Origin of the sequence: Variovorax sp. OV329, assembly GCF_900114785.1 — a bacterium.
GTDB lineage: Bacteria > Pseudomonadota > Gammaproteobacteria > Burkholderiales > Burkholderiaceae_C > Variovorax.
In genome coordinates this window covers 490950-512772 of record NZ_FOUG01000001.1, presented here as the reverse complement: position 1 = coordinate 512772, position 21823 = coordinate 490950, and the positions used below count along the sequence as shown (strand labels likewise).

At 68.9% G+C, this 21823-nt stretch carries 25 protein-coding genes; 11 read left to right on the top strand and 14 right to left on the bottom strand.

Annotated features, from left to right (window positions below; genetic code table 11):
* Positions 1 to 18: 18 nt before the first annotated feature.
* The 7 genes from BM345_RS02375 to BM345_RS02345 all read right to left on the bottom strand — a co-directional run bounded on the left by BM345_RS02375 (position 19) and on the right by BM345_RS02345 (position 6685).
* Entirely contained in the window at positions 19 to 873 is an 855-nt protein-coding gene (locus BM345_RS02375; RefSeq protein ID WP_093375089.1) for a DUF58 domain-containing protein, read from the bottom strand.
* A 13-nt stretch (positions 874 to 886) separates the two neighbouring features.
* The gene (locus BM345_RS02370) at positions 887 to 1909 is read right to left on the bottom strand and encodes an AAA family ATPase (RefSeq protein WP_093375087.1); all 1023 of its coding nucleotides are present in this window, start codon (positions 1907 to 1909) and stop codon (positions 887 to 889) included.
* Between the two features lie 19 nt (positions 1910 to 1928).
* Entirely contained in the window at positions 1929 to 2921 is a 993-nt protein-coding gene (locus BM345_RS02365) for a tripartite tricarboxylate transporter substrate binding protein (protein WP_093375085.1), read from the bottom strand.
* Positions 2918 to 3730: an ABC transporter permease gene (locus BM345_RS02360; protein ID WP_093375306.1), complete on the bottom strand. Its 813-nt coding sequence runs from the start codon at positions 3728 to 3730 to the stop codon at positions 2918 to 2920. Before BM345_RS02360 ends, BM345_RS02365 begins: the two co-directional genes overlap by 4 nt.
* Positions 3731 to 3777: 47 nt before the next feature.
* Entirely contained in the window at positions 3778 to 4941 is a 1164-nt protein-coding gene (locus BM345_RS02355) for a type 1 periplasmic-binding domain-containing protein (RefSeq protein WP_093375083.1), read from the bottom strand.
* On the bottom strand, positions 4938 to 5888 hold the full coding sequence (locus BM345_RS02350; protein WP_254789482.1) for a PQQ-dependent catabolism-associated beta-propeller protein: 951 nt from the start codon (positions 5886 to 5888) through the stop codon (positions 4938 to 4940). Before BM345_RS02350 ends, BM345_RS02355 begins: the two co-directional genes overlap by 4 nt.
* 83 nt (positions 5889 to 5971) lie before the next feature.
* Entirely contained in the window at positions 5972 to 6685 is a 714-nt protein-coding gene (locus BM345_RS02345; RefSeq protein WP_093375079.1) for an ABC transporter ATP-binding protein, read from the bottom strand.
* A 410-nt stretch (positions 6686 to 7095) separates the two neighbouring features.
* On the opposite strand from BM345_RS02345, the gene BM345_RS02340 reads away from it, so the two are divergent.
* The 7 genes from BM345_RS02340 (at position 7096) to BM345_RS02310 (ending at position 12522) form a co-directional block, all read left to right on the top strand.
* Positions 7096 to 8916 carry a methanol/ethanol family PQQ-dependent dehydrogenase gene (locus BM345_RS02340; protein ID WP_093375078.1) on the top strand — a complete coding sequence of 607 codons (1821 nt, stop codon included), beginning with the start codon at positions 7096 to 7098 and terminating at the stop codon, positions 8914 to 8916.
* Positions 8917 to 9120: 204 nt separating this feature from the next.
* Positions 9121 to 9468: a c-type cytochrome gene (locus BM345_RS02335; RefSeq protein WP_254789480.1), complete on the top strand. Its 348-nt coding sequence runs from the start codon at positions 9121 to 9123 to the stop codon at positions 9466 to 9468.
* A gap of 56 nt (positions 9469 to 9524) precedes the next feature.
* Positions 9525 to 10337 carry a substrate-binding domain-containing protein gene (locus BM345_RS02330; RefSeq protein ID WP_254789477.1) on the top strand — a complete coding sequence of 271 codons (813 nt, stop codon included), beginning with the start codon at positions 9525 to 9527 and terminating at the stop codon, positions 10335 to 10337.
* A 28-nt stretch (positions 10338 to 10365) separates the two neighbouring features.
* Positions 10366 to 11079 (top strand): hypothetical protein, encoded by a 714-nt coding sequence (locus BM345_RS02325; protein ID WP_093375072.1) that lies wholly within the window; start codon positions 10366 to 10368, stop codon positions 11077 to 11079.
* 32 nt (positions 11080 to 11111) lie between these two features.
* Positions 11112 to 11507, top strand: a complete 396-nt coding sequence (locus BM345_RS02320; protein ID WP_254789447.1) for a hypothetical protein — start codon at positions 11112 to 11114, stop codon at positions 11505 to 11507.
* A 34-nt stretch (positions 11508 to 11541) separates the two neighbouring features.
* Entirely contained in the window at positions 11542 to 12006 is a 465-nt protein-coding gene (locus tag BM345_RS02315) for an SRPBCC family protein (RefSeq protein ID WP_093375070.1), read from the top strand.
* 141 nt (positions 12007 to 12147) lie between these two features.
* Positions 12148 to 12522, top strand: a complete 375-nt coding sequence (locus BM345_RS02310; RefSeq protein WP_093375068.1) for a hypothetical protein — start codon at positions 12148 to 12150, stop codon at positions 12520 to 12522.
* A 9-nt stretch (positions 12523 to 12531) separates the two neighbouring features.
* Here the strand turns inward: BM345_RS02310 and pqqE are convergent, their stop codons facing one another.
* From pqqE to pqqA, 5 genes are read right to left on the bottom strand one after another with little or no spacing between them, the layout of a single operon-like run.
* The gene (pqqE, locus tag BM345_RS02305; RefSeq protein ID WP_093375066.1) at positions 12532 to 13686 is read right to left on the bottom strand and encodes a pyrroloquinoline quinone biosynthesis protein PqqE; all 1155 of its coding nucleotides are present in this window, start codon (positions 13684 to 13686) and stop codon (positions 12532 to 12534) included.
* Between the two features lie 10 nt (positions 13687 to 13696).
* Entirely contained in the window at positions 13697 to 13972 is a 276-nt protein-coding gene (gene pqqD, locus BM345_RS02300) for a pyrroloquinoline quinone biosynthesis peptide chaperone PqqD (protein ID WP_093375064.1), read from the bottom strand.
* The gene (gene pqqC, locus BM345_RS02295; protein ID WP_093375062.1) at positions 13969 to 14682 is read right to left on the bottom strand and encodes a pyrroloquinoline-quinone synthase PqqC; all 714 of its coding nucleotides are present in this window, start codon (positions 14680 to 14682) and stop codon (positions 13969 to 13971) included. Before pqqC ends, pqqD begins: the two co-directional genes overlap by 4 nt.
* Positions 14679 to 15599 carry a pyrroloquinoline quinone biosynthesis protein PqqB gene (gene pqqB / locus BM345_RS02290; RefSeq protein ID WP_093375060.1) on the bottom strand — a complete coding sequence of 307 codons (921 nt, stop codon included), beginning with the start codon at positions 15597 to 15599 and terminating at the stop codon, positions 14679 to 14681. Before pqqB ends, pqqC begins: the two co-directional genes overlap by 4 nt.
* Before the next feature lie 19 nt (positions 15600 to 15618).
* Positions 15619 to 15693, bottom strand: a complete 75-nt coding sequence (gene pqqA, locus BM345_RS02285) for a pyrroloquinoline quinone precursor peptide PqqA (protein ID WP_093375302.1) — start codon at positions 15691 to 15693, stop codon at positions 15619 to 15621.
* Between the two features lie 233 nt (positions 15694 to 15926).
* Between pqqA and BM345_RS02280 the strand changes: the two genes are divergently transcribed.
* A complete protein-coding gene (locus BM345_RS02280) occupies positions 15927 to 16175 on the top strand; it encodes a hypothetical protein (protein ID WP_093375058.1) in 249 nt (82 codons plus the stop codon).
* Here the strand turns inward: BM345_RS02280 and BM345_RS02275 are convergent.
* The gene (locus BM345_RS02275; RefSeq protein WP_254789445.1) at positions 16138 to 17379 is read right to left on the bottom strand and encodes a hypothetical protein; all 1242 of its coding nucleotides are present in this window, start codon (positions 17377 to 17379) and stop codon (positions 16138 to 16140) included. The genes BM345_RS02280 and BM345_RS02275 overlap by 38 nt on opposite strands.
* A gap of 67 nt (positions 17380 to 17446) precedes the next feature.
* On the bottom strand, positions 17447 to 18397 hold the full coding sequence (locus BM345_RS02270; RefSeq protein WP_093375056.1) for a LysR family transcriptional regulator: 951 nt from the start codon (positions 18395 to 18397) through the stop codon (positions 17447 to 17449).
* 107 nt (positions 18398 to 18504) lie between these two features.
* Between BM345_RS02270 and BM345_RS02265 the strand changes: the two genes are divergently transcribed.
* Genes BM345_RS02265 through BM345_RS02255 form a run of 3 tightly spaced genes read left to right on the top strand, consistent with a single transcriptional unit; the run spans position 18505 to position 21785 of the window.
* Positions 18505 to 19311 (top strand): gamma-glutamyl-gamma-aminobutyrate hydrolase family protein, encoded by an 807-nt coding sequence (locus BM345_RS02265; protein WP_093375054.1) that lies wholly within the window; start codon positions 18505 to 18507, stop codon positions 19309 to 19311.
* An 18-nt stretch (positions 19312 to 19329) separates the two neighbouring features.
* A complete protein-coding gene (locus BM345_RS02260) occupies positions 19330 to 20421 on the top strand; it encodes a M14 family metallopeptidase (RefSeq protein ID WP_093375052.1) in 1092 nt (363 codons plus the stop codon).
* A 32-nt stretch (positions 20422 to 20453) separates the two neighbouring features.
* A complete protein-coding gene (locus BM345_RS02255; protein ID WP_093375050.1) occupies positions 20454 to 21785 on the top strand; it encodes an MFS transporter in 1332 nt (443 codons plus the stop codon).
* The last annotated feature ends 38 nt before the right edge of the window (positions 21786 to 21823 follow it).

Sequence of the window (21823 nt, the reverse complement as noted above, 5' to 3'; positions counted from 1 at the left end):
GCTCGCTTTCATGTGCGCCTAGGAATGGAAGTGACGCGTGACCGCATCGGCATCGAAGGCGCCTTCGATGAACAGGGGCTTGAGCCGATGCCTGTCGAAGGCCTGCCGCAGCGCGGCGCGTCGCGACTGCTGCGCGGCCAGCCACTTGTCGCGCAGCGCCGGGCGCCACCACAGCAGCTTCGGGCCGCCACCTTCCGGGTCGTAGGCGCGCAGCAGGCCGCGCCGGTTGCTCAAGGCAAATTCCAGCGGGTCCCACAGCACCACCGGCACCAACTCATGGTGGGCCATGGAGGCCAGCACGGCCTCGAGCTCCGGCAGCGGCAGGTGGAAGTCGGACACCAGGAACACCAGCGAGCGCTGCCGCCCCAGGTACAGCGCGGCCCGGCCCAGCCCCTTCGCCGAGCGGCCCTGCAGCGCCAGCGTGCGGAGCTTTTCCGCCAAGGCCGTGCCGACGCCGCGTGCGCGCGTCGGCGGCTGCAGCAGGTCTTGGCGCACCTCGCTGTCGCAGCCCACGAAGCCGAAGGCATCGCCGCTGCGCCAGGCCGACCAGGACAGGCTGCCCGCGAAGTCGGCCAGCACGTCCAGCTTGCGGCGCGTGGCACTGAAACCCATCGAGGCCGACAGGTCGGCCACCATCACCACCGGGATCGCCTTGCGCTGGCTGTAGACGCGCACGATCCAGTTGCCGAAGGGATCGCGCAGGCTGGCATGCAGGTCGAGCCGGCGCGCGTCGGGCGCGTCCAGCAGCGGCGCGTGGCCGCGGAACTCGAAGCCGCCGTCGCCGCGCGTGCTGCGGTGCGAGCCAGGGAAGTGGCCGAGCGCCGGCGCTCCGATGCGGTAGTGCAGTTCTTGAACGGCGGGCGACTGTGCCATGACGCCGTTGCGCTCAGGGCGCCGCCACGCTGGAGAGGATCGCGTTCATCAGCCGCCCCGAGATGTCCTGGCGGCGCATCTCGTACACCGGCTGGTAGCACAGCCGGTGCGCGATGGCCGGCGCGAACACCGCCTGCACGTCCTCCGGCGTGACATGGCCGCGCCCGTCCAGCCAGGCCGTGACCCGGGCGGCACGCATCAAGAGGCTCATGCCGCGCGGGCTGGCGCCGGCCAGCATGAGCTGCGAGGCGTCCAGGTCCGGCAGGCGCACGCCGTAGTCGGCAGGCGCGGCGGTGGCGCGCCACAGGTCCAGCGCGTAGGTCTGCAGGGCGTCCGAGGCCTGCACGCCGCGCTGGATCAGCTCCGCCACCTGGTTCAGTTCCTGGTAGGCGACCAGCGCGCTGTCCAGCTCGCCGATGAGCCGGTCGGTGTCGTGGAAGCGCGGCTCGATCATCAGCTGTCGCCGCTGCGCCTCGTCCGCCGGCGTGTCCATGGTCACCTCCAGCATGAAGCGGTCGCGGGCGGCGGCGGAGATCTCGAAGGTCTCCTCGCGCTCCACGCGGTTGCGGTCGGCAAAGACCAGCAGGTGCGGGAAGTGGAACTCGCGGCTGAAGGCCGACACGCTGCGCTCGGCCATCACCCGCAGCAGCAGCGAATGCACCTGCGGGCGCGCCCGGTTGATCTCGTTGAAGAAGAAGATCGCCAGGTTCTCGCCGTAGCGCACCAGCGGGCCGGGCTCCACCGCCGGCCGGCCTTCGGCGCTGATGTGCGTGTAGTAGATGAGGTCGCCGGGCATCAGGTCGATGGTCCCTTCGACGCGCGCGAAGTCTCCGCCCAGCACCTGCGCGAAAGCGCGCAGCAGCGTGGTCTTGCCCACGCCCACGTCGCCCTGCAGCAGCACGTGGCCGCGCGCGAAGACGGCCGTGTTGATCTGTCGCACGGTGCGCGCCTGGCCGATCACGGCCTTGGCGACCTCGGCTTCCAGCCGCAGGGCCCGCTGGCGCCAGTCGCTCATCACTGCATCGTCACGGTCCATCGGAAAACCTCCGGAGTTCTCAACTGCCTGTGCTGCTGCGGGCCTTCATCCGCTCGGCCGCCGCGCGTTCCTTGGCGTATTCCTCGCGGCAGGCCTGTGCGTAATCCTGCGGGCCGAGGTAGGCGATCTCCTGGTCGTACCTGGCCAGGTCCTCGGCGAAGCGCGGGTCGAACAACGCCTTCCTGAAGCCGTCGTGCAGCACCTTCACGATGTCGTCCGGCAGGCCGCGCGGGCCGGACAGCCCGTAGGGCGACATCGCCACGATGTCGAAGCCCAGGTCGCGCAGCGTGGGCACCTGCGGCCAGCGCCTGGTCCGCTTGTCGCCCATGGTCGCCAGCAAACGCAGCCGCCCGGCGTCCACCTCGGGTGCGAAGCCGGTGGAATTGACGCCCACCATCACCTGGCCCGACTCCACCGCCAGCGTCAGCTCCGAGGTCCCCTTGTAGGGCACGTGGATGTAGCGCAGCCCGCGTTCGGTGAACAGCGTCTCCAGCACCAGGTGCGGCGTGGTGCCCACGCCGTTGGTGGCGATGGTCAGCTCGCCCGGCCGGGCGCGGGCGAAGGCGAAGAGCTGGTCCAGCCCGCGCAAGGGGCTTCCGGCGCGCACCAGCACCCCGAAGGTCACGCCCGAGATCTGGATGATGGGCGTGACGTCGCGCACCGGGTCCCACAGCACCTTGGTGACGAAGGGCGCACGGAACACCGGCTGCGGCATCTGGGCGATGGTGTAGCCGTTGGGCTCGGCCTGCGTCAGCACCGGCATGGCCAGCGTGCCGCCGGCGCCCGCGCGGTTCTGCACGATCACCGGCTGGCCCAGCGCAGGCGTTGCGAGTTCGGCCAGCAGGCGCAGCGAGAGGTCGGTCGCGCCGCCGGGCGTCCAGGGCACCCACATGTTGATGGGCCGCGCGGGAAAGCCGTCGGCGGCCCGCGCGTTCCCCAGCGGCGAGAGCTGTACCCCGCCCAGTGCCAGCGCTGCCGCACCGGCCAGCCAGCGGCGGCGACCGACGCTCATGGCGGCCCGCCCCGCTTGGTGAGGCCGCCGAAGCCGCGCTGCGGGTCGTAGCCCCAGCAGGCCAGCAGGAAGAACACCGCCAGGCAGCCCAGCACGATCCACGGCGCCATGCCGGGATCCTTGCCGTACAGCGCGAAGCGGATCCATTCCACCGCATGGGTGAAGGGGTTGAAGCGCGCCAGCTGGTAGACCCACTCGGCGCCCGACTCCTGCAGCTTCCACAGCGGATAGAGCGCGGTGGACATGAAGTACATGGGGAAGATGACGAAGTTCATCGTGCCCGCGAAGTTCTCCAGCTGCTTGATGTAGACCGACAGCAGCAGGCCCAGCGCGCCCAGCATCAGCGCGCCGCAGCACAGCGCCACCAGCGCGTGCAGGCCGCCCAGCGACAGCACCGGCAGGTCGGTGCCCAGCAGCGCCGCCACCGCCACGAAGGCCAGCGCCTGCAGCACCGAGAGCAGCGCGGTCGCGCACAGCTTGGAGAACAGCAGCCACCAGCGCGGCAAGGGCGCGGTGAGCAGGAGGCGCATCAGGCCCATCTCGCGGTCATACACCATGGCCAGCGAGGACTGCATGCCGTTGAACAGCAGCACCATGCCCACCAGGCCCGGCGCGATGTAGACGTCGTAGGGAATGTAGGTGTCGTAGGGCTCCACGATGGCCACGCCGAACACGTTGCGAAAGCCCGCCGCGAACACCGCCAGCCACAACAGCGGCCGCACCAGCGCCGACACCAGCCGGCCGGTCTGCTGCGAAAACTTGAACAGCTCGCGCACGACGATGGCCCGCAGGCCCTGCAGCGCGTGCATGACCGTGCCGTGCCGTGCAGGCTCGGCCCGGGCGGGCGGCTGCTCGATCACGGCGTCGTCCTGCATTTCTTCTCCGGCGCATCGGCACCCAGGGTGTCCAGCACGTTGCTGGGGTGCAGCAGGCCTTCGATGGGCGCCTGCGAGATCACGCCCTGTCCATCGGTGAGCAACAGGGTCTGGCGCAGCTGGCCGTCCCAGGCGCGAAAGCTCAGCTGCGTGCCCTTGGAGCCGTCCAGCGGCGTGGCAGCCAGCGCCTTGGCCCACGCCGCGGCGGGCCCCTTGGGAACGGCAGTGGCAATGGCCACCAGCGCCTTGCCCGCCATCCACGCGGCCCAGTCGCTCGCCGTCATCGGGCGGCCGGTGGCCTTGGCGAAGCGGCGCGACACCTGCGGCGCGCCGTAGCGCTCGAACTGCGCATGCCAGGCCAGCGCGACCAGCCCCGCGTCGCCCACCACCGGGCGCGGCAGCACCGTTCGGTAGGGCAGGCCGCGCGCGAACTCGCCATCGCTGTCCACCACCCAGACGGCGTCGTAGCTGCTGCCCGCCGTCAGCAGCAGCGGGTTGGCCAGGTCGCGCTCGCGTGGATCTCCCGAGAGCTTGAAGGACTTGGTGCCCACCACCTGCAGCCCGTAGCGCTTGATGGAGGCCTGCGCCGTCGCGGCGCGCAGCTGGTCCTGCGGGCTCGGTCCCACCAGCAGGAGCAGCTTGCTCCACTTGCGGGACACCAGCGTCTGCGCCAGCGCATCGGCTCGCATGCGCTCGCTCGGCAGGATGTGGAACAGGCGCGCGCGGCAGTCCTGCTCGCGCAGCCGGTCGGCGGCCTCGCCGATGTTGATCACCGGCAGCTTCACCGCATCGGCCACGGCCAGCGTCCAGTCGGCCGGCAGGTCGGTGATCAGCACCGCCGCCCCCGCCTTCTCCGCCGCCTGCGCGGCGCTGCGCGCGGCGGCCGCCGAATCGGGGGTCTGCGTGGCCAGTTGCACCGCGCCGTCGACCGCCTGTAGCTCGAACTCGCCCTCCTCCAGCGCCACCTTCAACCCGTCGCTCACCGGGCCGCCGGGATGGCCCAGGTACTGCCGCTCCAGGCGCGAGCGGTCCATGCGCGCATCGGGCTCGGGCGACAGCAGCGTGGCCTTGAGCGGGGTGGCGGCCATCGCCGCCTGCCCGCTCACGGCCAGCAGCACCGCCGCCCAGGCGCCCGGCCACTTCATTCGACCACCACCAGTCCGTAAGGCACGCGCCCCACCGGAATGCTCTTGATCGGCTTGGCGGCCGCCACGTCGACCACCGTGACGTCGTCGCTCAGCCCGTTGACCACGTACAGCCGCGCCTCGGCCTTGTCCAGCGTGACGTTCCAGGCCCGCTTGCCCACCAGCACGAGGTGGGTGACCTTGCGCGCCGGCACGTCGACGAAGGCCACGTGGTTGGCCCGGCCCAGCGCCACGAAGGCCCGCTTGCCGTCGCGCGAGATCTGGATGCCCACCGGCGTGATGTCCTCGCTGCGCGCGCCTTTGACCTCGAACTTGATCGTGTCCTTCACGGTGCCCGTGTCGGTGGCGACGATGCTCACGCTGGCATCCAGTTCGTTGGTCACCCACAGCTCCTTGCCGTCGGGCGTGAAGGCCATGCGGCGCGGCCGCTTGCCCACCTTGATGTTCTTCACCACCTTGGCGCTGGCCACGTCGATGGCATGCACGAGGCTGGCCACCTCGGAGGTGACGTACAGCGTCTTGCCGTCGGCGCTGACCTTGACGCCCTCGGGCTCCTTGCCGACCTTGATGGTGTTCAGCACCTTGCCGTTGGCCGCATCGATGAAGCTCACCGCGCCCTCGTCCTCGTTGGACACGTAGAGGGTCTTGCCGTCCGGCGAGATGTCGAAGGCCTCCGGCTCGTCGCCCAGCGGAATGCGGCGCACCGACTTGCCCGTGGCCGGGTCGATCACGTCGGCCGCATTCGAATCGGTGCAGGCCAGCATGATCTGGCCCTGCGCCGTCATCTGGATGTGCCGGCCGCGCTTGCAGGTGGGGATGGTGCCCTTGACGCTGAGCGTGGCGAGGTCGATGAGCGTGAGCGCCTGGTCCTTCTCGCTGGACACGTAGGCGGTGCCCTGCGCCAGCGCGGCGCCGGCCAGGCACAGGCCCGCCGTCATCCCGAGCATCCATCGGGCCGTGCGTGTCGCGATTCGGGTTCTTGCGCTCATCTTTGCTGTCTCCTTCTTTTGTCTCGGATTTCGTTTTGCTTTCAACTCGTTCGGGCGATGAAGCCGGCCTCCAGCGTCGGCCCGCCCAGTGCCTGCGTCACCTGCGCGGGTGTTCCATCGGCGAGCAGTGCTCCCTTGTGCAACACCAGCACGCGGTCGGCGCGGCTCGTTTCTTCTACCTGATGCGTGGCCCACAGCACGCAGACGCCGCGCTCCTGCACGTCCGTGTGGATGGCGCGCAGCAGGTCCTGCCGCGACTTGGGGTCCAGCCCCACCGTGGCCTCGTCCATCAGCAGCACCGACGGCTGGTGCAGGCCAGCGCGCACCAGTTCCACCTTGCGCCGGTTGCCGCCGGACAGCTCGCGCGTGCGGCGGTCCAGGTCGGCGGCGATTCCCAGCCGCTCGCAGCCGGCCTGGATGCGCTGCGCCGCGAGCCGGCGTGGCAGCCCGTGCAGGTCGGCCTGGAACAGCAGGTTGCGCCGCACGCTCAGGTCCAGGTCCAGCGAGATCTGCTGGAACACCACGCCGATGTGGCGCAGCGCCGCCGTGCCTGACCGGGCCATTGAATGCCCGGCCACCTCGACCTCGCCCTCGTCCGCGGCGAAGAGGCCGGTGAGCACCTGGAACAGCGTGGACTTGCCCGCCCCGTTGGGCCCCAGCAGCGCCACGAACTGGCCGGCCGGCAGGCTCACCGACAGGTCCTTCAACGCAGCACGCTCACCGTAGCGCTTGGTCAGGCCGGTGGTGCGCAGCATGGTTGTCGGTTCAGGCGTCGATGGCATGAGATGGGTTCGTTCAAGCAATAGGCGGGCCGCGGCGGGGGCCTCCCGGCACGTGCTGCGTGGCGCTGCGCCAGGGAGGCTGTCGATGAAACACTCTGTGTCGAAAGTGGTTGCCACACATCCGGCGCAGCGTGCCCGCTACTACGTCCGATGCCGGTTGCGCCGTCAAGGGAAAAACGCCCGCGGCAGGGCCATCTTCGAAGGCCCCGGGTTGTCCTTGCAGATGTTCTCCACCAATAGGGTTTCCCCTGAACAAGGTGCGAGATCGAGCGGGCGCGCAACTTGCATTTAGCGCGCTTGCCAGCGCCCTCCGAGGGCGCGGCGGTCGCCCTTTCGGCGCTTCCGTGCGGGCCGGCCCTTGACTTCAGAACAAGGAGACTTCCATGCGAATTAGCGGGTATTTCCGGGGGCGCCCATGGCGTCATCTTCTGGGGGCGCTACTGGCGGTTCCGCTGTTGGCCTTCGCCAATGCGGACGTCGAGAAGAACATCGCCAACTCCAAGAACTGGGCGATGCAGGCGGGGGACATGTACAACCAGCGCTACAGCAAGCTCAAGCAGATCAACACCGGCAACGTCGGCAAGATGCAGGTGGCCTGGACCTTCTCGACCGGCGTGCTGCGCGGCCACGAGGGTTCGCCGCTGGTCATCGGCGACATGATGTATCTGCACTCGCCCTTCCCCAACAAGGTATGGGCCATCGACCTCAACACACAGAAGATCGTGTGGAAGTACGAGCCCAAGCAGGACCCGGCCGTGATCCCGCAGATGTGCTGCGACACGGTGAACCGGGGCGTGGCCTATGCGGAAGGCAAGGTCATCCTGCAGCAGGCCGACAGCAACCTGGTCGCGCTCGATGCCAAGACCGGCAAGGTGCTGTGGACGGTGAAGAACGGCGACCCGAAGCTGGGTGCGGTCAACACCAACGCACCGCACATCTTCAAGGACAAGGTCATCACCGGCATCAGCGGCGGCGAATGGGGTGTGCGCGGCTTCCTGGCGGCCTACGACCTCAACAGCGGCAAGCAGGTGTGGAAGGCCTTCAGCACCGGCCCCGACGCCGAGATGCTGATGGACCCCGACAAGACCATGACCTGGACCGACGGCAAGATGGCGCCGGTGGGCAAGGACTCGTCGCTGAAGACCTGGAAGGACGACCAGTGGAAGATCGGCGGCGGCACCACCTGGGGCTGGTACAGCTACGACAAGGCGCAGAACGCCGTCTACTACGGCACCGGCAACCCGTCGACCTGGAACCCGGCCCAGCGGCCCGGTGACAACAAGTGGTCCATGACCATCTTTGCGCGCGACGTCGACACCGGCATGGCCAAGTGGGCCTACCAGATGACGCCCTACGACGAGTGGGACTTCGACGGCATCAACGAGATGATCCTGGCGGACATCGACGTCAAGGGCAAGCCCACCAAGGCGCTGGTGCACTTCGACCGCAACGGCTTCGCCTACACGCTGGACCGCGTGACCGGTGCGCTGCTGGTCGCCGAGAAGTACGACCCCAAGGTGAACTGGGCCACGAACGTCGACATGAAGACGGGTCGCCCGCAGGTGGTGGCCAAGTACTCCACCGCGCAGAACGGGCCGGACGTCAATTCCAAGGGCATCTGCCCCGCCGCGCTGGGCACCAAGGACCAGCAGCCGGCCTCGTATGACCCGGAGACCAAGCTCTTCTACGTGCCCACCAACCACGTGTGCATGGACTACGAGCCCTTCAAGGTCGAGTACACGGCCGGACAGCCCTACGTGGGCGCCACCCTGTCGATGTTCCCGGCCCCGGGTAGCCACGGCGGCATGGGCAACTTCATCACCTGGAACGCAGGCACCGGCAAGATCGTGCAGAGCAAGGCCGAGAAGTTCTCGGTGTGGAGCGGCGTGCTCAACACGGCCGGCGGCGTCTCCTGCTACGGCACGCTGGAAGGCTACCTCAAGTGCGTGGACAAGAAGAACATCAACAAGGAACTCTTCAAGTTCAAGACGCCCTCCGGGATCATCGGCAACGTGTTCACCTATGAGCACAAGGGCAAGCAGTACGTCGGCGTGTTCTCGGGCATCGGTGGCTGGGCCGGCATCGGCATGGCCGCGGGCCTGGAGAAGGACACGGACGGCCTGGGCGCCGTGGGCGGTTACCGGGAACTCAACCAGTACACCGAACTCGGAGGATCATTGACCGTGTTCGCCCTGCCGAACTGAGAGCCCTGACGAACAAGAACGAGACAAGTGCGCGTGCCGGACAGCCTACTCCGACACCCGCACGACATTGGCCGGACCCGCGCCGGCCTGATCCGGAGGAGATGGCAGACCTTGTGCCTGCCATCTCCTTATTCCTTCAATAACGAGGATCAAGCAGTCATGAGTTGGAAAAAGGCATTGCTGAGCGCCTGCGCCGTTCTTTGCATGGCAGGCACCGTTCATTCCCAGGACAAGCCGGTGAAGGTGGTCGACGGCTACAAGGTCGACAGCGAGACGATGAAGGGTTTCCGGGCGTGGCGCGCCGCCGCCTGCGACCGCTGCCACGGGGCCAACCAGGAGGGCCTGGTCGGGCCTTCGCTGATCAACAGCCTGAAGACCCTCTCCAAGGACGATTTCATCAAGACCGTGCGCGACGGCCGGCTGGAAAAAGGCATGCAGAGCTTCGGCAACAGCCCCGCCGTGATGCAGAACATCAACCAGCTGTACATGTACCTCAAGGGACGTTCCGACGGCACCATCACCCGCGCCAAGGTCGAAGAGTTGCCCCAATGAAGCTCCCCGCATCCCGTGGCCGCCCCCGTGCGTCCGGCTTGCTCGCCGCGGCGCTGATGGCGTTCGCCTGGCATGCTGCAGCGCAAGATCCGCCACCGCCGCGCACCGCGCTGCGCGTGTGCCAGGACCCGAACAACCTGCCCTTCTCCAACGTCAAGGGCGAGGGCATCGAGAACCGCATCGCCGAGGTGTTCGGCAAGTCCATGAAGCTGCCGGTGGTGTACTACTCCTTCCCGCAGCGCCTGGCCTTCATCCGCAACACCCTGCGCTTCAAGCTGCCGGGCGAGGAATATCCCTGCGACATCGTGATGGGCGTGCCGGCCGGCTATGACCAGGTGTCGGCCACCAAGCCCTACTACCACTCCACCTACGCGCTGGTGTTTCCCAAGGGCAAGGGACTGGACGCGGTGAAGTCGGGCGAGGACTTCCTCAAGCTCGATCCGGCCGTGCTGGGCAAGCTGCGCATCGGCCTGTACGACGCCTCGCCGGCGTCGGCCTGGCTGGCCAAGCACAACCTGCTGGAGCGGGCCGTGCCCTACAAGATCATGAATCCCGACCCCGAGCAGTACCCGGGCCAGATCATCGAGAAGGACCTGGCCAGCGGCAAGATCGACGTGGCGGTGGTGTGGGGCCCGATTGCCGGCTACTTTGCCAAGCGGGTCAAGTCGCCCGAGCTGGCGGTGGTGCCGCTCAAGTCCGAGCGCGGCGTGAAGTTCGACTACCAGATGGCCATGGGCGTGCGCTACGGCGAGCGCGAATGGAAGCAGCAGGTCGAGGGGCTCATCGAATCCAACCGCCCGCAGATCCAGGCCATCCTGCAGGAGTTCGGCGTGCCGCAGGTCGATGCCTCCTACGAGGCGCCGAAGTAGCGGCGCGCGAGCGGCCGCCGCGCGCGTGATGAAAAGCAGCGCCACCTCCGCCACCCCGCGGGTATCCGCTTCGGCACTGGGCCTGGCGCTCTGGCTGCTGGCCGGCCCCGCCGGCGCGGCCAACGACTTCTCGGCTGCCGAGCAGGCGCTGTTCCTGGGCACGCCGCTGAGCACGATGCGCCCGCCCCAGACGCTGGACTACAGCTTCCGCAAGGCCGGCTCCCTGGAAGCGCCCTTCGACGACACCGTGAAGCTGGACCTGAAGGCAGCCGCCGACGGCCGCTGCTGCGCGGTCACCCCGCGCTTCTTCAGCGGCGAGCGCGCCATGAAGCAGCCGGAGGTCGACAACGCCCAGGGCAACCCGGCAGTGATGTACTTCCTGGAGCGCGACATCCGCGAGATGCAGCGCCTGACCGGCGGGCAGCCGAACTACTTCCGCAAGCGCATCCGCATGGCGGTCTACCACGGCGCCACCGCGCGCGAGCTGAAGCTGCCCTACCGGGGCGCCACGGTCGCGGTCAAGGAATACGCCATCGCCCCCTACCTGGACGACCCGAACCGCGTGCGTTTCCAGAAGCTGGCCGGCAAGCGCTATAACTTCTACCTCTCGGACGCGGTGCCCGGCGGGCTGTACGCGATCCGCACCCGCATCGACGGCGCCGACGACAAGGCGCCGCCGCTGATGCAGGAGGAGATGCTGCTGCAAGGCGCCGAATCGCCGCCGCCTGCGCCCAAGCCATGAACACCCACGCACACCGGGAAGGAACGCCCACCATGACCCAGCCAACGCTTCGCCTGTTCGCAGGCGCCCTGCTGCTGAGCCTCGAAGCGGTCGCCTTCGCCGCATCGAAGCCGGCGCCGGCCGCGCAGCCCACCAACGATTTCCCCACGGTCGACCGGGTGCTCTATGTGCAGGAATGCATGCGCGCCCATCCCGGCCCCGGCTTCGAGATGACCAGCAAATGCTCCTGCACGCTGGACAAGCTCGCGGCCAGCGTGAAGTTCCAGGACTACGTGACGATGAGCACCATCGTGAAGGCCATGTCCATCGGCGGCGAGCGCGGCGGCGCGATCCGCGACGTGCCCTCCTACGAGCCCGAGGTCAAGCGCTACAAGGACCTGGTGTCCAAGGCCGAGAAGGCCTGCTTCATCGGCATGGAGCCGCGCTAGCCCTTTGCACCGACGACCACAGGAGACAAGAACCATGACAACACCCGCCAAGCCCCTGGCTGCCTACGAGAAGATCGTCATCGACGCGCCCGCCAGTACGGTGTGGGCGAAGATCCGCAACTTCGACGCCCTCAAGGACTGGCTGCCGCCGGTGGCCGAATGCCCGGCGGACAAAGGCAACACGCCGGGCTCGGTGCGCAGGATCAAGATCCATGGCGGCGGCGCGGTCGACGAGACGCTGGTGAGCCACGACGAGGCGCGCATGCAGTACAGCTACACCGCGGCCGACGGCAGCGCACTGCCCGTCTCGGGCTACATGTCGACCATCCGGGTGAGCCCGCAAGGCCAGCAGTCGCTGGTGGAGTGGCGCGGCGAATTCCACCGCGCCGATCGCAGCGACAACCCGGCGGCCGACCAGAACGACGAGACCGCCGTGGGCGCGGTCACCGGCATCTACCAGGGCGGCCTGGCAGCCCTGAAGAAGCTGGTCGAGGGCTGAGGCCGGCCCTTGCCCGTGCGCGCCTCCTCACGGCGTGCAACGATTCAGGTGGCGGTCCCACAGGCACGGGGGCCGGCCGCGCACACCGGCACTTGTGCCCCGCGCGTCCAATGAGTCCTGAACGGACTCAAGGAGACGCACATGTCCACCATGACCACGACGCTCGCCGCAGGTTGCCTGGCGCTCGCCTCATTCTGTGCCAGCGCCCAGACCGGGGCACCGCCCACCCACCCTGCCACCGGCGGCACCGATGCCGCCGCCAGCCCGACCACGCCGCCCACGCACCCGGCGACCGGCACCAGCGGCGCCACGCCTGACGCGGCAGCGGCCGCGGGCAAGCAGAACCCGTCGGTCAACGGCTACAAGGAATCGCAGCCGAGCGCAGACGACACCAAGCGCTCGAACGCCCGCACGACTTCGAAGCCTGCGCCGGGCGACGGGGCGCGCAATCCGACCAGCACGGATTCGATGGCGCAGGACAAAAAGCCCAGGCACCCCGCGGCGCCCAAGCAATAGTTCGCCGCCTCAGCGCGGCGCCGAGGCCAGCCTGCGCGAATTGGCAGGATCGCGGAACACCAGCGGGTGCTCCGTCACGCGCGCCAAGGGGGCTGCGGCTTCCGCCTGCGACACGGCCTCCTCCACGAGATGGTGGTGCGGGCTCTTGATGCACACCGGATCGGCCAACGCCGGGTCCTGCGCCAGCAGGTACGCCTGGCAGCGGCAGCCGCCCAGGTCCACCTCGCGCATGTCGCAGCTCGAGCAGGGCTCCTTCATCCAGCCGGTGCCGCGGTAGCGGTTGAAGCCTTCAGACTCGAACCAGATCTCGCGCAGGCTGTTGTCCCGCACGTTCGGAAACTGCAGGCCCGGCAGCATCTTCGCCGTGTGGCATGGCAAGGCGGTGCCGTCAGGCGCCACCGACAGCAGCGTGCTGCCCCAGCCGTTCACGCACTTCTTCGCCTTGCCCTCGTGGTAGTCGGGCGCGACGAAGAAGATGCGCATGCGCTCGCCCATGCGTGCACGCCAGGCATCGGTGATCTTTTCGGCGCGCAGCAGCTGCTCGCGCGTGGGCAGCAGGTGCTCGCGGTTCAGGAAGGCCCAGGAGTAGTACTGCGTGTTCGCCAGTTCCAGGTACTCGGCGCCCATCTCGGCTGCCATGCCGATGATGCGGTCGATGTGGTCGATGTTCATGCGGTGGATCACCACGTTCATCACCATCGGCCAGCCCTGGTCCTTGATGAGGCGGGCGACGCGGCTCTTCAGGTCGAAGGTCTTGGTGTGCGAGAGGAAGTCGTTCATCTCGCGGGTCGAGTCCTGGAAGGACAGCTGCACATGGTCCAGCCCCGCCGCCTTCAGCGCTTCGGCGCGGGCTGCGCTCAGGCCCACGCCGGAGGTCAGCAGGTTGGTGTAGTAGCCCAGCCGATGGGCCTCGGCGACGATGGCCTCCAGGTCGTCGCGCACCAGCGGCTCGCCGCCCGACAGGCCCAGCTGCACGGCGCCCAGCTCGCGCCCCTGGCGCAGCACGCGCACCCAGTCCTCGGTCGTCAGCTCCTCTTCCTGCCGCGCGGCGAATTCCAGCGGGTTGAAGCAGAACACGCAGTGCAGCGGGCAGCGGTAGGTCAGCTCGGCCAGCAGCCACAGCGGCGGGCCGGGTGCGGCAGGAGCGCCTGCTGCCTGTTGCATCGTCCCAGTCCTAATCCCAGGCCAGCCAGCGCTGCTTGCCGGCCAGCTCGACGAAGGCCAGCACGTCGCCGTCCAGGCCGCCGGTGGCAAAGGCCGCTTCCAGCTCCGCGACGATCGCAGCCACGCTGCGCTGCCCGTCGCAGCGCTTGAGGATCTCGCCGCTGCTCTGGTTGAGCTTGACCATGCCTTCCGGGTAGAGCAGCACATGGCTGTTCTGCGCCGGTTCCCATTGCAGACGGAAGCCGGTGCCGATGCGCGGCCGGGTGTCGCAGCCGGCGGGCGTCATGGCGTCACCCCGTACTTCAGTGCCATCGCATCGCTCATGGCCCACAGGATGTCCAGCTTGAGTTGCAGCACCTCCAGCGCCCGCTCCTGCTGGGGCCGGGTGGTGAAGTGGCCCAGCGTCACCGCCAGGCCCTGCTCCACGTCGCGGCGCGCCCGGCTGACGCGGCTTCGGAAATAGGCCATGCCTTCCGGCTCGATCCACGGATAGTGCTCCGGCCAGTTCGCCAGCCGCTGCTTGTGGATCTCCGGCGCGAAAAGCTCGGTGAGCGAGGAGCACACCGCCTCCTGCCAGGGCGCGCACCGCGCGAAGTTGACGTAGGCATCGACCGCGAAGCGCATCGCCGGCGCCACGTGGCGCAGGTCCAGCACTTCCTCGCGCGTGAGGCCCACGGCGGTGGCCAGGCGAAGCCAGGTCTCGATGCCGCCCTCGTCGCGCTCGCCGTTGATCTCGAAGCCGTCGTGGTCGAGGATGCGCTGCACCCAGCCCCGCCGCACCTCGCGGTCAGGGCAGTTCGACAGCACCGCCGCGTCCTTGATGGGGATCGCGATCTGGTAGTAGAAGCGGTTGGCCACCCAGCCGCGCACCTGCTCGGGCGTGGCCCTGCCGGTGTTGAGCATCACGTTGAAGGGGTGGTGGATGTGATAGGCCCGGCCGCGCTCGCGCAGCTTCGCCTCGAACTCATCGCGCGACCATGGCAAATCTTGCGTCATAGGTGGATCTGCATGCCGTCCTCGCAGACCTCGACGCCGGCGTGCTGGAGTTGTGCGCGCTCGGCCGAGTCCTCGTCGAGGATCGGGTTGGTGTTGTTGATGTGGATGAGCATGCGGCGCGTGCCCGCGGGCAGCTTCGCCAGCCACTCCAGCATGCCGCCCGGGCCCGACTGCGGCAGGTGGCCGATGTCGCGCGCCGTCTTGGCCGACAGGCCCATGCGGGGCATCTCGTCGTCGGTCCAGAAGGTTCCGTCGACCAGCACGCAGTCCGCACCGGCCATGGCATCGAACACGGCGGGTGTGATCTGGCCCAGGCCCGGCGCATAGAAGACGCGGCGCCCACTGGCGCGGTCGAGCATCAGCATGCCGATGTTGTCGCCGTCCACCGGCTGCTCGCGGTGCGGCGAATAGGGGGCCGCCTTGCTCGACAGGGGCAAGGCGCGGAATTCGAGATCGGCGACGCCGGGAATGGCGAACGCGCTGCCGTCCAGCGGTATGCGATGGCGGTCCACGCCGCAGTAATGGCCCAGCACGCGCAGGATCGGGTTGCCCTCGGTCAGGTCTTCCTCCACCGGGTCGGTGCACCACAGCGGCAGAGCGCCCTTGCGCTCACGCAGCATGAACAGGCCGGTCGCATGGTCGACCTGGCCATCCATCAGCACCACGCCGGCAATGGCCGAGTCACGCAGCGCACGCGCCGGCTGCAAGGCCGGCCGGCTGCGGATCTGTTCCAGGATGTCGGGTGAGGCGTTGAAGAGAACGCCGTCGGCGCCCTCGTCGGGCAGCACGAAGATCGACGACTGCGTGCGCGGCCTGGCCCGCACGGTGCCCGAACGCACGCCCGCACAGTTGCGGCAATTGCAGTTCCACTGCGGAAAGCCACCGCCGGCGGCCGAACCGAGGACGGTGATGCGCATCGGCGGGGCTGGCGCGGTCCTAGCGGGCCGCGATGTACATCGTGATTTCGAAGCCGAAGCGGAAGTCCGTGGCGCTAGGTGTTTCCCATTTCATCTGCAGTCTCCTTCAGTCGGTGTGATGCGTATGCAGGATGGCATCCGCGAAGACCATGTTCACCCTTCGCCCCGACAGCGCACAGCCGCCGGATCATGATTTGCGGCTCATGATTTTCATGAATTCGGGGTGCTCCGGCCGCGTCGTGCCTGTAGGTCCGCGCCGATTGCACATGGGGTCAATGAAGGCAATCATGCGCGGAGCCCCGCAATCCAAGAACCGGAGACTGATGTATGAGACAACTGACCGTCGATCTCTATCAAAGCACCACCGATCCCGACAAGTTCCTGGCGCTCCCCGAAGGCGCGGACCCCGCCGATCTCACCGCCCCGATGCTCTTCGACGGGGACTACGGGCAAGTCGCCTGCTACCGCAAGGGCTTCCAGTTCGACCCGGAAGAGAGCTACTCCGGCGTCAATGCCGCCAAGATCGCGGCCGACATCCTCACGGTGAAGTGGGCGATGTACCGGCGGGTGCACTAGCGCCTGCAGCGCTCGGCCTCGTGCGGGTCGGCCTCGCTCGCGGCTGCAGCAGCCCGCGCGCGGCCTGCCGCACGTCGGGTGAGGAGAAGCGGAATGCCGCGCGGTCCAGCAGGTAGTGGATGAAGCCGCTCGCAAAGCCCAGCGCCAGCAGCGCCGGGACGAAGGGCGAGGAGCGCAGCCACCATGCGGCCTCGCCGAAGATGCGGTCGGCGTACACGTAGTCGTCGGTGACGGCCTCCACCTCCAGCAGCGGCAGCAAAAGGAGCGAGACCACCGACAGCACCAGAAGCACTGCCCAGCCGCGCCGGTTGATGGGCGCCAGCAGCCGCTGCCAGCGCGTGCCGGCCACCTGCTCGCCACCGGAGGCCGCGAGCGAGGTGAGCCCCATCGCCGCGCTCCAGTGCTGCACGCTCCACAGCACGATGAACAGGAAGGGATCACGCGCGATGAAGGCCAGCAGCACCATGGCCGCCAGGCCGAGCACATAGGCCATGCGCGGCAGCGACGGACGCCCCGAGCGCAACTCCGTCGCGAGCACCAGGCCGGTCAGGACGACGACGAGCGCGATGCCTCCGTCATGCAGCGTGCGCGCCAGCAGTTCCGATCCGACGGCGCCCAGCCACGGGTCGACCCACCGTTCCTGGAAGGCGATCGATCCGGACAGGGCCTGCGCCACCACGACGAAACCACCGCCCACCAGGAGCGCGAAGCAACGGTCGAGCCGCCGCGCATGAGGCGCGGACGCGCGCCCTGCCCGCGCCCGGTACAGGCTGAGCAACCCGAAATGCTGGGCGGCGAAATGGTGGCTCACCAGCATGAAGTCCAGCACCACCAGCCAGACGACCCGCTCAGCCAGCGGCATCGGCAGCAGGCTCTCGGGCGCGAGGAGAACGGCGAAGCAGGCCAGCGCAATGAGGATGGGCGCCGCGACGAAGCGAAGCCGTTGCCGGGCGATCAAGGGACGGTAGGCCGGCGTCGCATAGGCCAGCCAGGCGGAGGACACCCGATGGCCGAACCACAGCGGCACGGCCAGCACGAAGAACAGGCTGTCGACCGGGCTGTTGCGCGCGTCCTCCTGGCCCCACGACAGCAGCAGCACCAAGGGCTCCAGCCACAGCGGATTCAGGATCCAGACCAGGTCCCAGGCCGGACTGCGGATGCATCGCGTCGAGGCCGCAGGCGGCGCGCCTTCCTGACTCTTCATGTTCCCAACGGACATAGGACTACAGGCCGAAGCTGATACGGGCGGCAAGCATACGCCTGCGGCGGTGCTAGCGGGCAGCGCGCCCGGAGGTCCGCTGCGCGAGCACCTCTTCCCTGACCGCCGCGAAGTGCGAGCGGAGCACCTGGAAGGCCCGCTCCGCCGCCGGAACCCGCGTGCGGCCTGCATGCTGCACGATGCCCAGGGTCAGCTTCAGGTCGAGCGCCGGCTGCACGTCCAGGCGCACCAGGGTGCCGGCCCGCAGCGCGGAAATCACGCCGACGTCGGTGGAAGGCGCAATGGCATCGCTAGATGCCAGCAGGGTCAGCACCGTGGTCACGTCGTTGGTGCTCGCGGCGAAGTGATCCTGCACGGGCAGCGGCAGCCCGTACAGGGCCGCCATGCGGCGCAGCAGCGACTCGTCCGCGTAGCCGGACATGATCAGCGGGTAGCGCTTGAGATCGGCCATGCCCAGCTTGTCCTGTCCGGCCAGCGGGTGCCCGGACCGCGCGAACCATCCGAAGGTGCAGGGATAGAGCGGTTCCGCCTGCAGCCTGGCGTCGCCTTCGGCCGCGCGCACGTCGCCCACGAAGAAGTCGAGTTCCTCGCGCTGCAGCGCGGCCAGCAGCACGTCGGTGCTCTGCACCAGCGTGTTCAGGCGCAAGCCGGGCGCGGCCGACAGCAGCTGCAGCACCATCGGCCCCAGCAGGGTCGCCGCGATCGACGAGCCCATGCCGAAGGACAGCGAACCCAGCTCCCCCGACCGCATGAGCGCCAGCGAGCGCGCCCCCTCCCGCTCGTCGAAGACGATGCGGCGCGCGCGCTCCGCATAGGCCAGCGCATAGGCGGTGGGGCGCAGGCGCCGCTCCTGCCGGTCGAACAGCGGCACGCGCAGCTCGTCCTCCAACGCCCGCAGGCTGCGGGAAAGGGCCGGCTGGCTCAGGTGCACCTGCTCGGCGGCAGCGGCGATGGAACCCAGGTCCATCACGGCAAGGAAGTGGCGCAACTGGCGGGTGTTCATGGGGTGCAGATCCTTCACTTGCGGAAAGTGCAAGTCGATCGGAGAGAAGTTGCAATTTACGCAATGGTCTCCGATTCCTAGACTCGCTGCAAACCCCCGATCCGACCATGAACCCCACCTCGTCTCCCACCCCTGCGGGCCGCCCGCTGGTGGCCATCGCCTCCGACCGGATCGAACGCCATGGCCATCCGGCGCATGCCCTGCTGCACGGCTATGTGCGCGCGGTGTCGGAACTGTCCGCCGCCGTTCCGCTGGCGTTGCCGGCCGCCCCCGGCACCGTGGACGCGGCCAGCCTGGTGCAAGGCATCGATGGCATCGTGCTGACCGGCAGCCCGTCCAACGTGGCGCCCGGACTCTACGGCGCCGATGCGCTGCCCGAAGGCGTGCTGCTCGACCACGACCGGGATGCGACCGTGCTGCCGCTGCTGCCGCAGCTCGTGGCCGCCGGCGTGCCAGTGCTGGCCGTGTGCCGCGGCTTCCAGGAGATGAACGTGGCCTGGGGCGGCACGCTGGACGCCGCGGTGTACGGCCGGCCCGGGCGCCTGGACCACCGCGAAGGCGACCACGACCGTCCGGTGCAGCGCTGGTACGACGACAGCCACGACATCCACATCGCACCGGGCGGCATGCTGGCCGCCCTCGTTTCCCAGACGCGCCTACCGGTGAATTCGCTGCATCACCAGGGCATCGAGCGCCTGGGCCAGGGCCTGCGCCTGGAGGCCACGGCGCCCGACGGGCTGGTGGAAGCCTTCTCCGTGGAGGGCGCGCCCTCCTTCGCACTGGCGGTGCAGTGGCATCCGGAGATGCGCATCGACGACTGCCCGCTGGCGCAAGCCATCTTCAAGGCCTTCGGCAATGCGTGCAGCGCGCGCCGGGCCCAACGGCTGGGCAGCGCCCGGCCGGTCGCCGCCTGACAACCACGAGCGACCACCATGAACGACGACGCCCTCCTCGACCTCTTCAGCTCCGGCTACGCCACGGCGCGCCGGAAGTTCCTCGATGCCGCGGCCGGGCGTGGCCTGCAAGTGGACAGCCGCGTGCTCGACCTGCCCGGTGCAGAAGGCGAGACCCTGGCCATCGACGTGGTCCTCGACGGCCCGGCCAGCGCCAGCAAGCTGCTGGTGGTGCTCAGCGGCGTGCACGGCGTGGAAGGCTTCTGTGGCTCGGCCATCCAGACCGGCATGCTGCGGCAGGGGGCGCCGGCCCATCCGGACACGGCCGTGCTGCACGTGCATGCGATCAACCCCCATGGCTTCTCGCACCTTCGCCGGGTGACGCAGGAGAACGTGGACCTCAACCGCAACTTCGTCGACTTCGCCCAGCCCCTGCCGGTCAACCCAGCCTATGGCGAGATCCACGACTGGCTGCTGCCGGCCCGGTGGCCGCCCGGCACAGCGGCCGAAGCCGCCCTGGCCGCCTACCGCGACAAGCACGGGGAGCGCGGACTGCAGCGCGCCATCGGCCTGGGGCAGCACGCCCATGCCGACGGCATGTTCTTCGGCGGCCGCGCACCCACCTGGAGCAACCGGAGCTTTCGCGCCATCCTGCAGCACTACGGCCGGCAGGCGCGCGAGGTCGCTTCCATCGACATCCACACGGGCCTGGGCCCCTACGGCGTGGGCGAGCGAATCTTCGCGAGCTTCGACGGCGGCGTGCTGCCGCGCGCCCGGCAGTGGTGGGGCGAACTCACCGACGTGCACGCGGGCAGCTCGACCAGCATTCCCATGACCGGCCCGATCCAGACCGCCCTGTTCGAGGAATGCCCGCAGGCCTCCCACATCGGCATCTGCCTGGAATACGGCACCCACCCGAACGAGCGGGTGATGCGGGCCCTGCGGGCGGACCACTGGATGCATCGCCACGGCGCCGACGACGGCGAGCAGGCCCGGCAGATCCGCCAGGCCCTCAAGGACGCCTTCTACCCCGACGCCGACGACTGGAAGCGCGCCATCTGGCAACAGGGCCGCCAGGCGTGCCAGCAGGCCCTCGACGGCCTGCAGTCGCCCCGCGCTTCGCAAAGCTGATTCCCCACGCACACTCCACACCCAGGCCTCCCATGAACGCCACCACCCTTCCTTCCATCGAAGTGCAGACGGCCATCCGCCCCTCCGAGCCCGCCAGCGCGGCGCCAGCGCGCATCAGCCGCAAGGCGGTCGCGGCCGCCGTGGCGGGCAACGCGCTGGAGTTCTACGACTTCGTCATCTACGCTTACTTCGCCGTGTACATCGGCAGGACCTTCTTCCCGGTGGGCGGCGAGTTCGGCAGCCTGCTGGCTGCCGTGGCCACTTTCGGCGTGGGCTTCTTCACCCGGCCGCTGGGCGGCGTGCTGATCGGCGCCTTTGCCGACAAGGCGGGCCGCAAGCCCGCGATGATCCTCACCGTGGCGCTGATCACCGTCGGCACGCTTGGGATGGCGGCCACGCCGGGCTACGCGAGCATCGGCATCGCGGCGCCGGTCATCGTGGTGTTCTGCCGGCTGCTGCAGGGCCTGGCCCTGGGCGGCGAGGTCGGCCCGGCCACCGCCCTGCTGATCGAGGCGGCGCCCGCCGGGCGGCGCGGCTTCTATTCGAGCTGGCAGATCGCGAGCCAGGGGCTGGCGGTGGCCGTGGGTGGCTGCCTGGGCGTGGGCCTGTCGCTGGCGCTGTCGCCCGAACAGCTGGCCTCCTGGGGTTGGCGCGTTCCCTTCCTGCTGAGCCTGGCACTGGTGCCCATTGCCATCTACATCCGCCGCAGCCTGCCCGAGACGCACGGCCAGGGCAACGATGAGCGCAGCGGCGCGGCCATCGTGGGCTCGGTGTTCCGCGAACACCGCAGGATCCTGGTGCTGGGCGTGCTGGCCACGGCCTCGACCGCGGTGGCTTCGCAGGTGGGCAACTACATGGTGACCTACGCGGTCCAGGTGCTGAAGCTGCCGGCCGCGGTGGCCCAGGGCAGCGTGCTCATGGGCGGCCTGATGACCTTCTTCTTCGCCCTCGTGGGCGGGCTGCTGTGCGACCGCTACGGCCGCCGCGTGGTCAATGCGCTGCCGCGACTGGCACTGCTGGTGCTGATCGTTCCCCTGTTCATGTGGCTGACCGGCACGCCCAGCATTGCCACCCTGCTGATCGTGACCGCCGTGCTCGCATCGCTCACCGCCATGTTCGGCACGGCGGGGCTGGTGCAGGTGCCCGAACTGCTGCCGATCGCCGTGCGCAGCACCGGGCTGTCGCTGGTCTACGCCATCGGCACCTCGATCTTCGGCGGCACGACCCAGTTCGTCGTCACCTGGCTGCTGGCCGTCACGAAGAACCCGATGGCCCCCGCCTGGTACGTGGTGGTCATGAGCGCCATCAGCATCTGGGCCATGTGGATGCTGCCGGAGTCGCGCGACGTGGACGTCCAGCGCTGAAAAACACCCGTCTTGTCGGGCCGGCCCTTCAAGAACCG

Coding starts and splice junctions, on each gene's coding strand:
- BM345_RS02375 (WP_093375089.1), bottom strand. CDS start 873: ATGGCACAGTCGCCCGCCGTTCAAGAACTGCACTACCGCATCGGAGCG.
- BM345_RS02370 (WP_093375087.1), bottom strand. CDS start 1,909: ATGGACCGTGACGATGCAGTGATGAGCGACTGGCGCCAGCGGGCCCTG.
- BM345_RS02365 (WP_093375085.1), bottom strand. CDS start 2,921: ATGAGCGTCGGTCGCCGCCGCTGGCTGGCCGGTGCGGCAGCGCTGGCA.
- BM345_RS02360 (WP_093375306.1), bottom strand. CDS start 3,730: ATGCACGCGCTGCAGGGCCTGCGGGCCATCGTCGTGCGCGAGCTGTTC.
- BM345_RS02355 (WP_093375083.1), bottom strand. CDS start 4,941: ATGAAGTGGCCGGGCGCCTGGGCGGCGGTGCTGCTGGCCGTGAGCGGG.
- BM345_RS02350 (WP_254789482.1), bottom strand. CDS start 5,888: ATGCTCGGGATGACGGCGGGCCTGTGCCTGGCCGGCGCCGCGCTGGCG.
- BM345_RS02345 (WP_093375079.1), bottom strand. CDS start 6,685: ATGCTGCGCACCACCGGCCTGACCAAGCGCTACGGTGAGCGTGCTGCG.
- BM345_RS02340 (WP_093375078.1), top strand. CDS start 7,096: ATGCGAATTAGCGGGTATTTCCGGGGGCGCCCATGGCGTCATCTTCTG.
- BM345_RS02335 (WP_254789480.1), top strand. CDS start 9,121: ATGGCAGGCACCGTTCATTCCCAGGACAAGCCGGTGAAGGTGGTCGAC.
- BM345_RS02330 (WP_254789477.1), top strand. CDS start 9,525: ATGGCGTTCGCCTGGCATGCTGCAGCGCAAGATCCGCCACCGCCGCGC.
- BM345_RS02325 (WP_093375072.1), top strand. CDS start 10,366: ATGAAAAGCAGCGCCACCTCCGCCACCCCGCGGGTATCCGCTTCGGCA.
- BM345_RS02320 (WP_254789447.1), top strand. CDS start 11,112: ATGACCCAGCCAACGCTTCGCCTGTTCGCAGGCGCCCTGCTGCTGAGC.
- BM345_RS02315 (WP_093375070.1), top strand. CDS start 11,542: ATGACAACACCCGCCAAGCCCCTGGCTGCCTACGAGAAGATCGTCATC.
- BM345_RS02310 (WP_093375068.1), top strand. CDS start 12,148: ATGTCCACCATGACCACGACGCTCGCCGCAGGTTGCCTGGCGCTCGCC.
- pqqE (WP_093375066.1), bottom strand. CDS start 13,686: ATGCAACAGGCAGCAGGCGCTCCTGCCGCACCCGGCCCGCCGCTGTGG.
- pqqD (WP_093375064.1), bottom strand. CDS start 13,972: ATGACGCCCGCCGGCTGCGACACCCGGCCGCGCATCGGCACCGGCTTC.
- pqqC (WP_093375062.1), bottom strand. CDS start 14,682: ATGACGCAAGATTTGCCATGGTCGCGCGATGAGTTCGAGGCGAAGCTG.
- pqqB (WP_093375060.1), bottom strand. CDS start 15,599: ATGCGCATCACCGTCCTCGGTTCGGCCGCCGGCGGTGGCTTTCCGCAG.
- BM345_RS02280 (WP_093375058.1), top strand. CDS start 15,927: ATGAGACAACTGACCGTCGATCTCTATCAAAGCACCACCGATCCCGAC.
- BM345_RS02275 (WP_254789445.1), bottom strand. CDS start 17,379: ATGAAGAGTCAGGAAGGCGCGCCGCCTGCGGCCTCGACGCGATGCATC.
- BM345_RS02270 (WP_093375056.1), bottom strand. CDS start 18,397: ATGAACACCCGCCAGTTGCGCCACTTCCTTGCCGTGATGGACCTGGGT.
- BM345_RS02265 (WP_093375054.1), top strand. CDS start 18,505: ATGAACCCCACCTCGTCTCCCACCCCTGCGGGCCGCCCGCTGGTGGCC.
- BM345_RS02260 (WP_093375052.1), top strand. CDS start 19,330: ATGAACGACGACGCCCTCCTCGACCTCTTCAGCTCCGGCTACGCCACG.
- BM345_RS02255 (WP_093375050.1), top strand. CDS start 20,454: ATGAACGCCACCACCCTTCCTTCCATCGAAGTGCAGACGGCCATCCGC.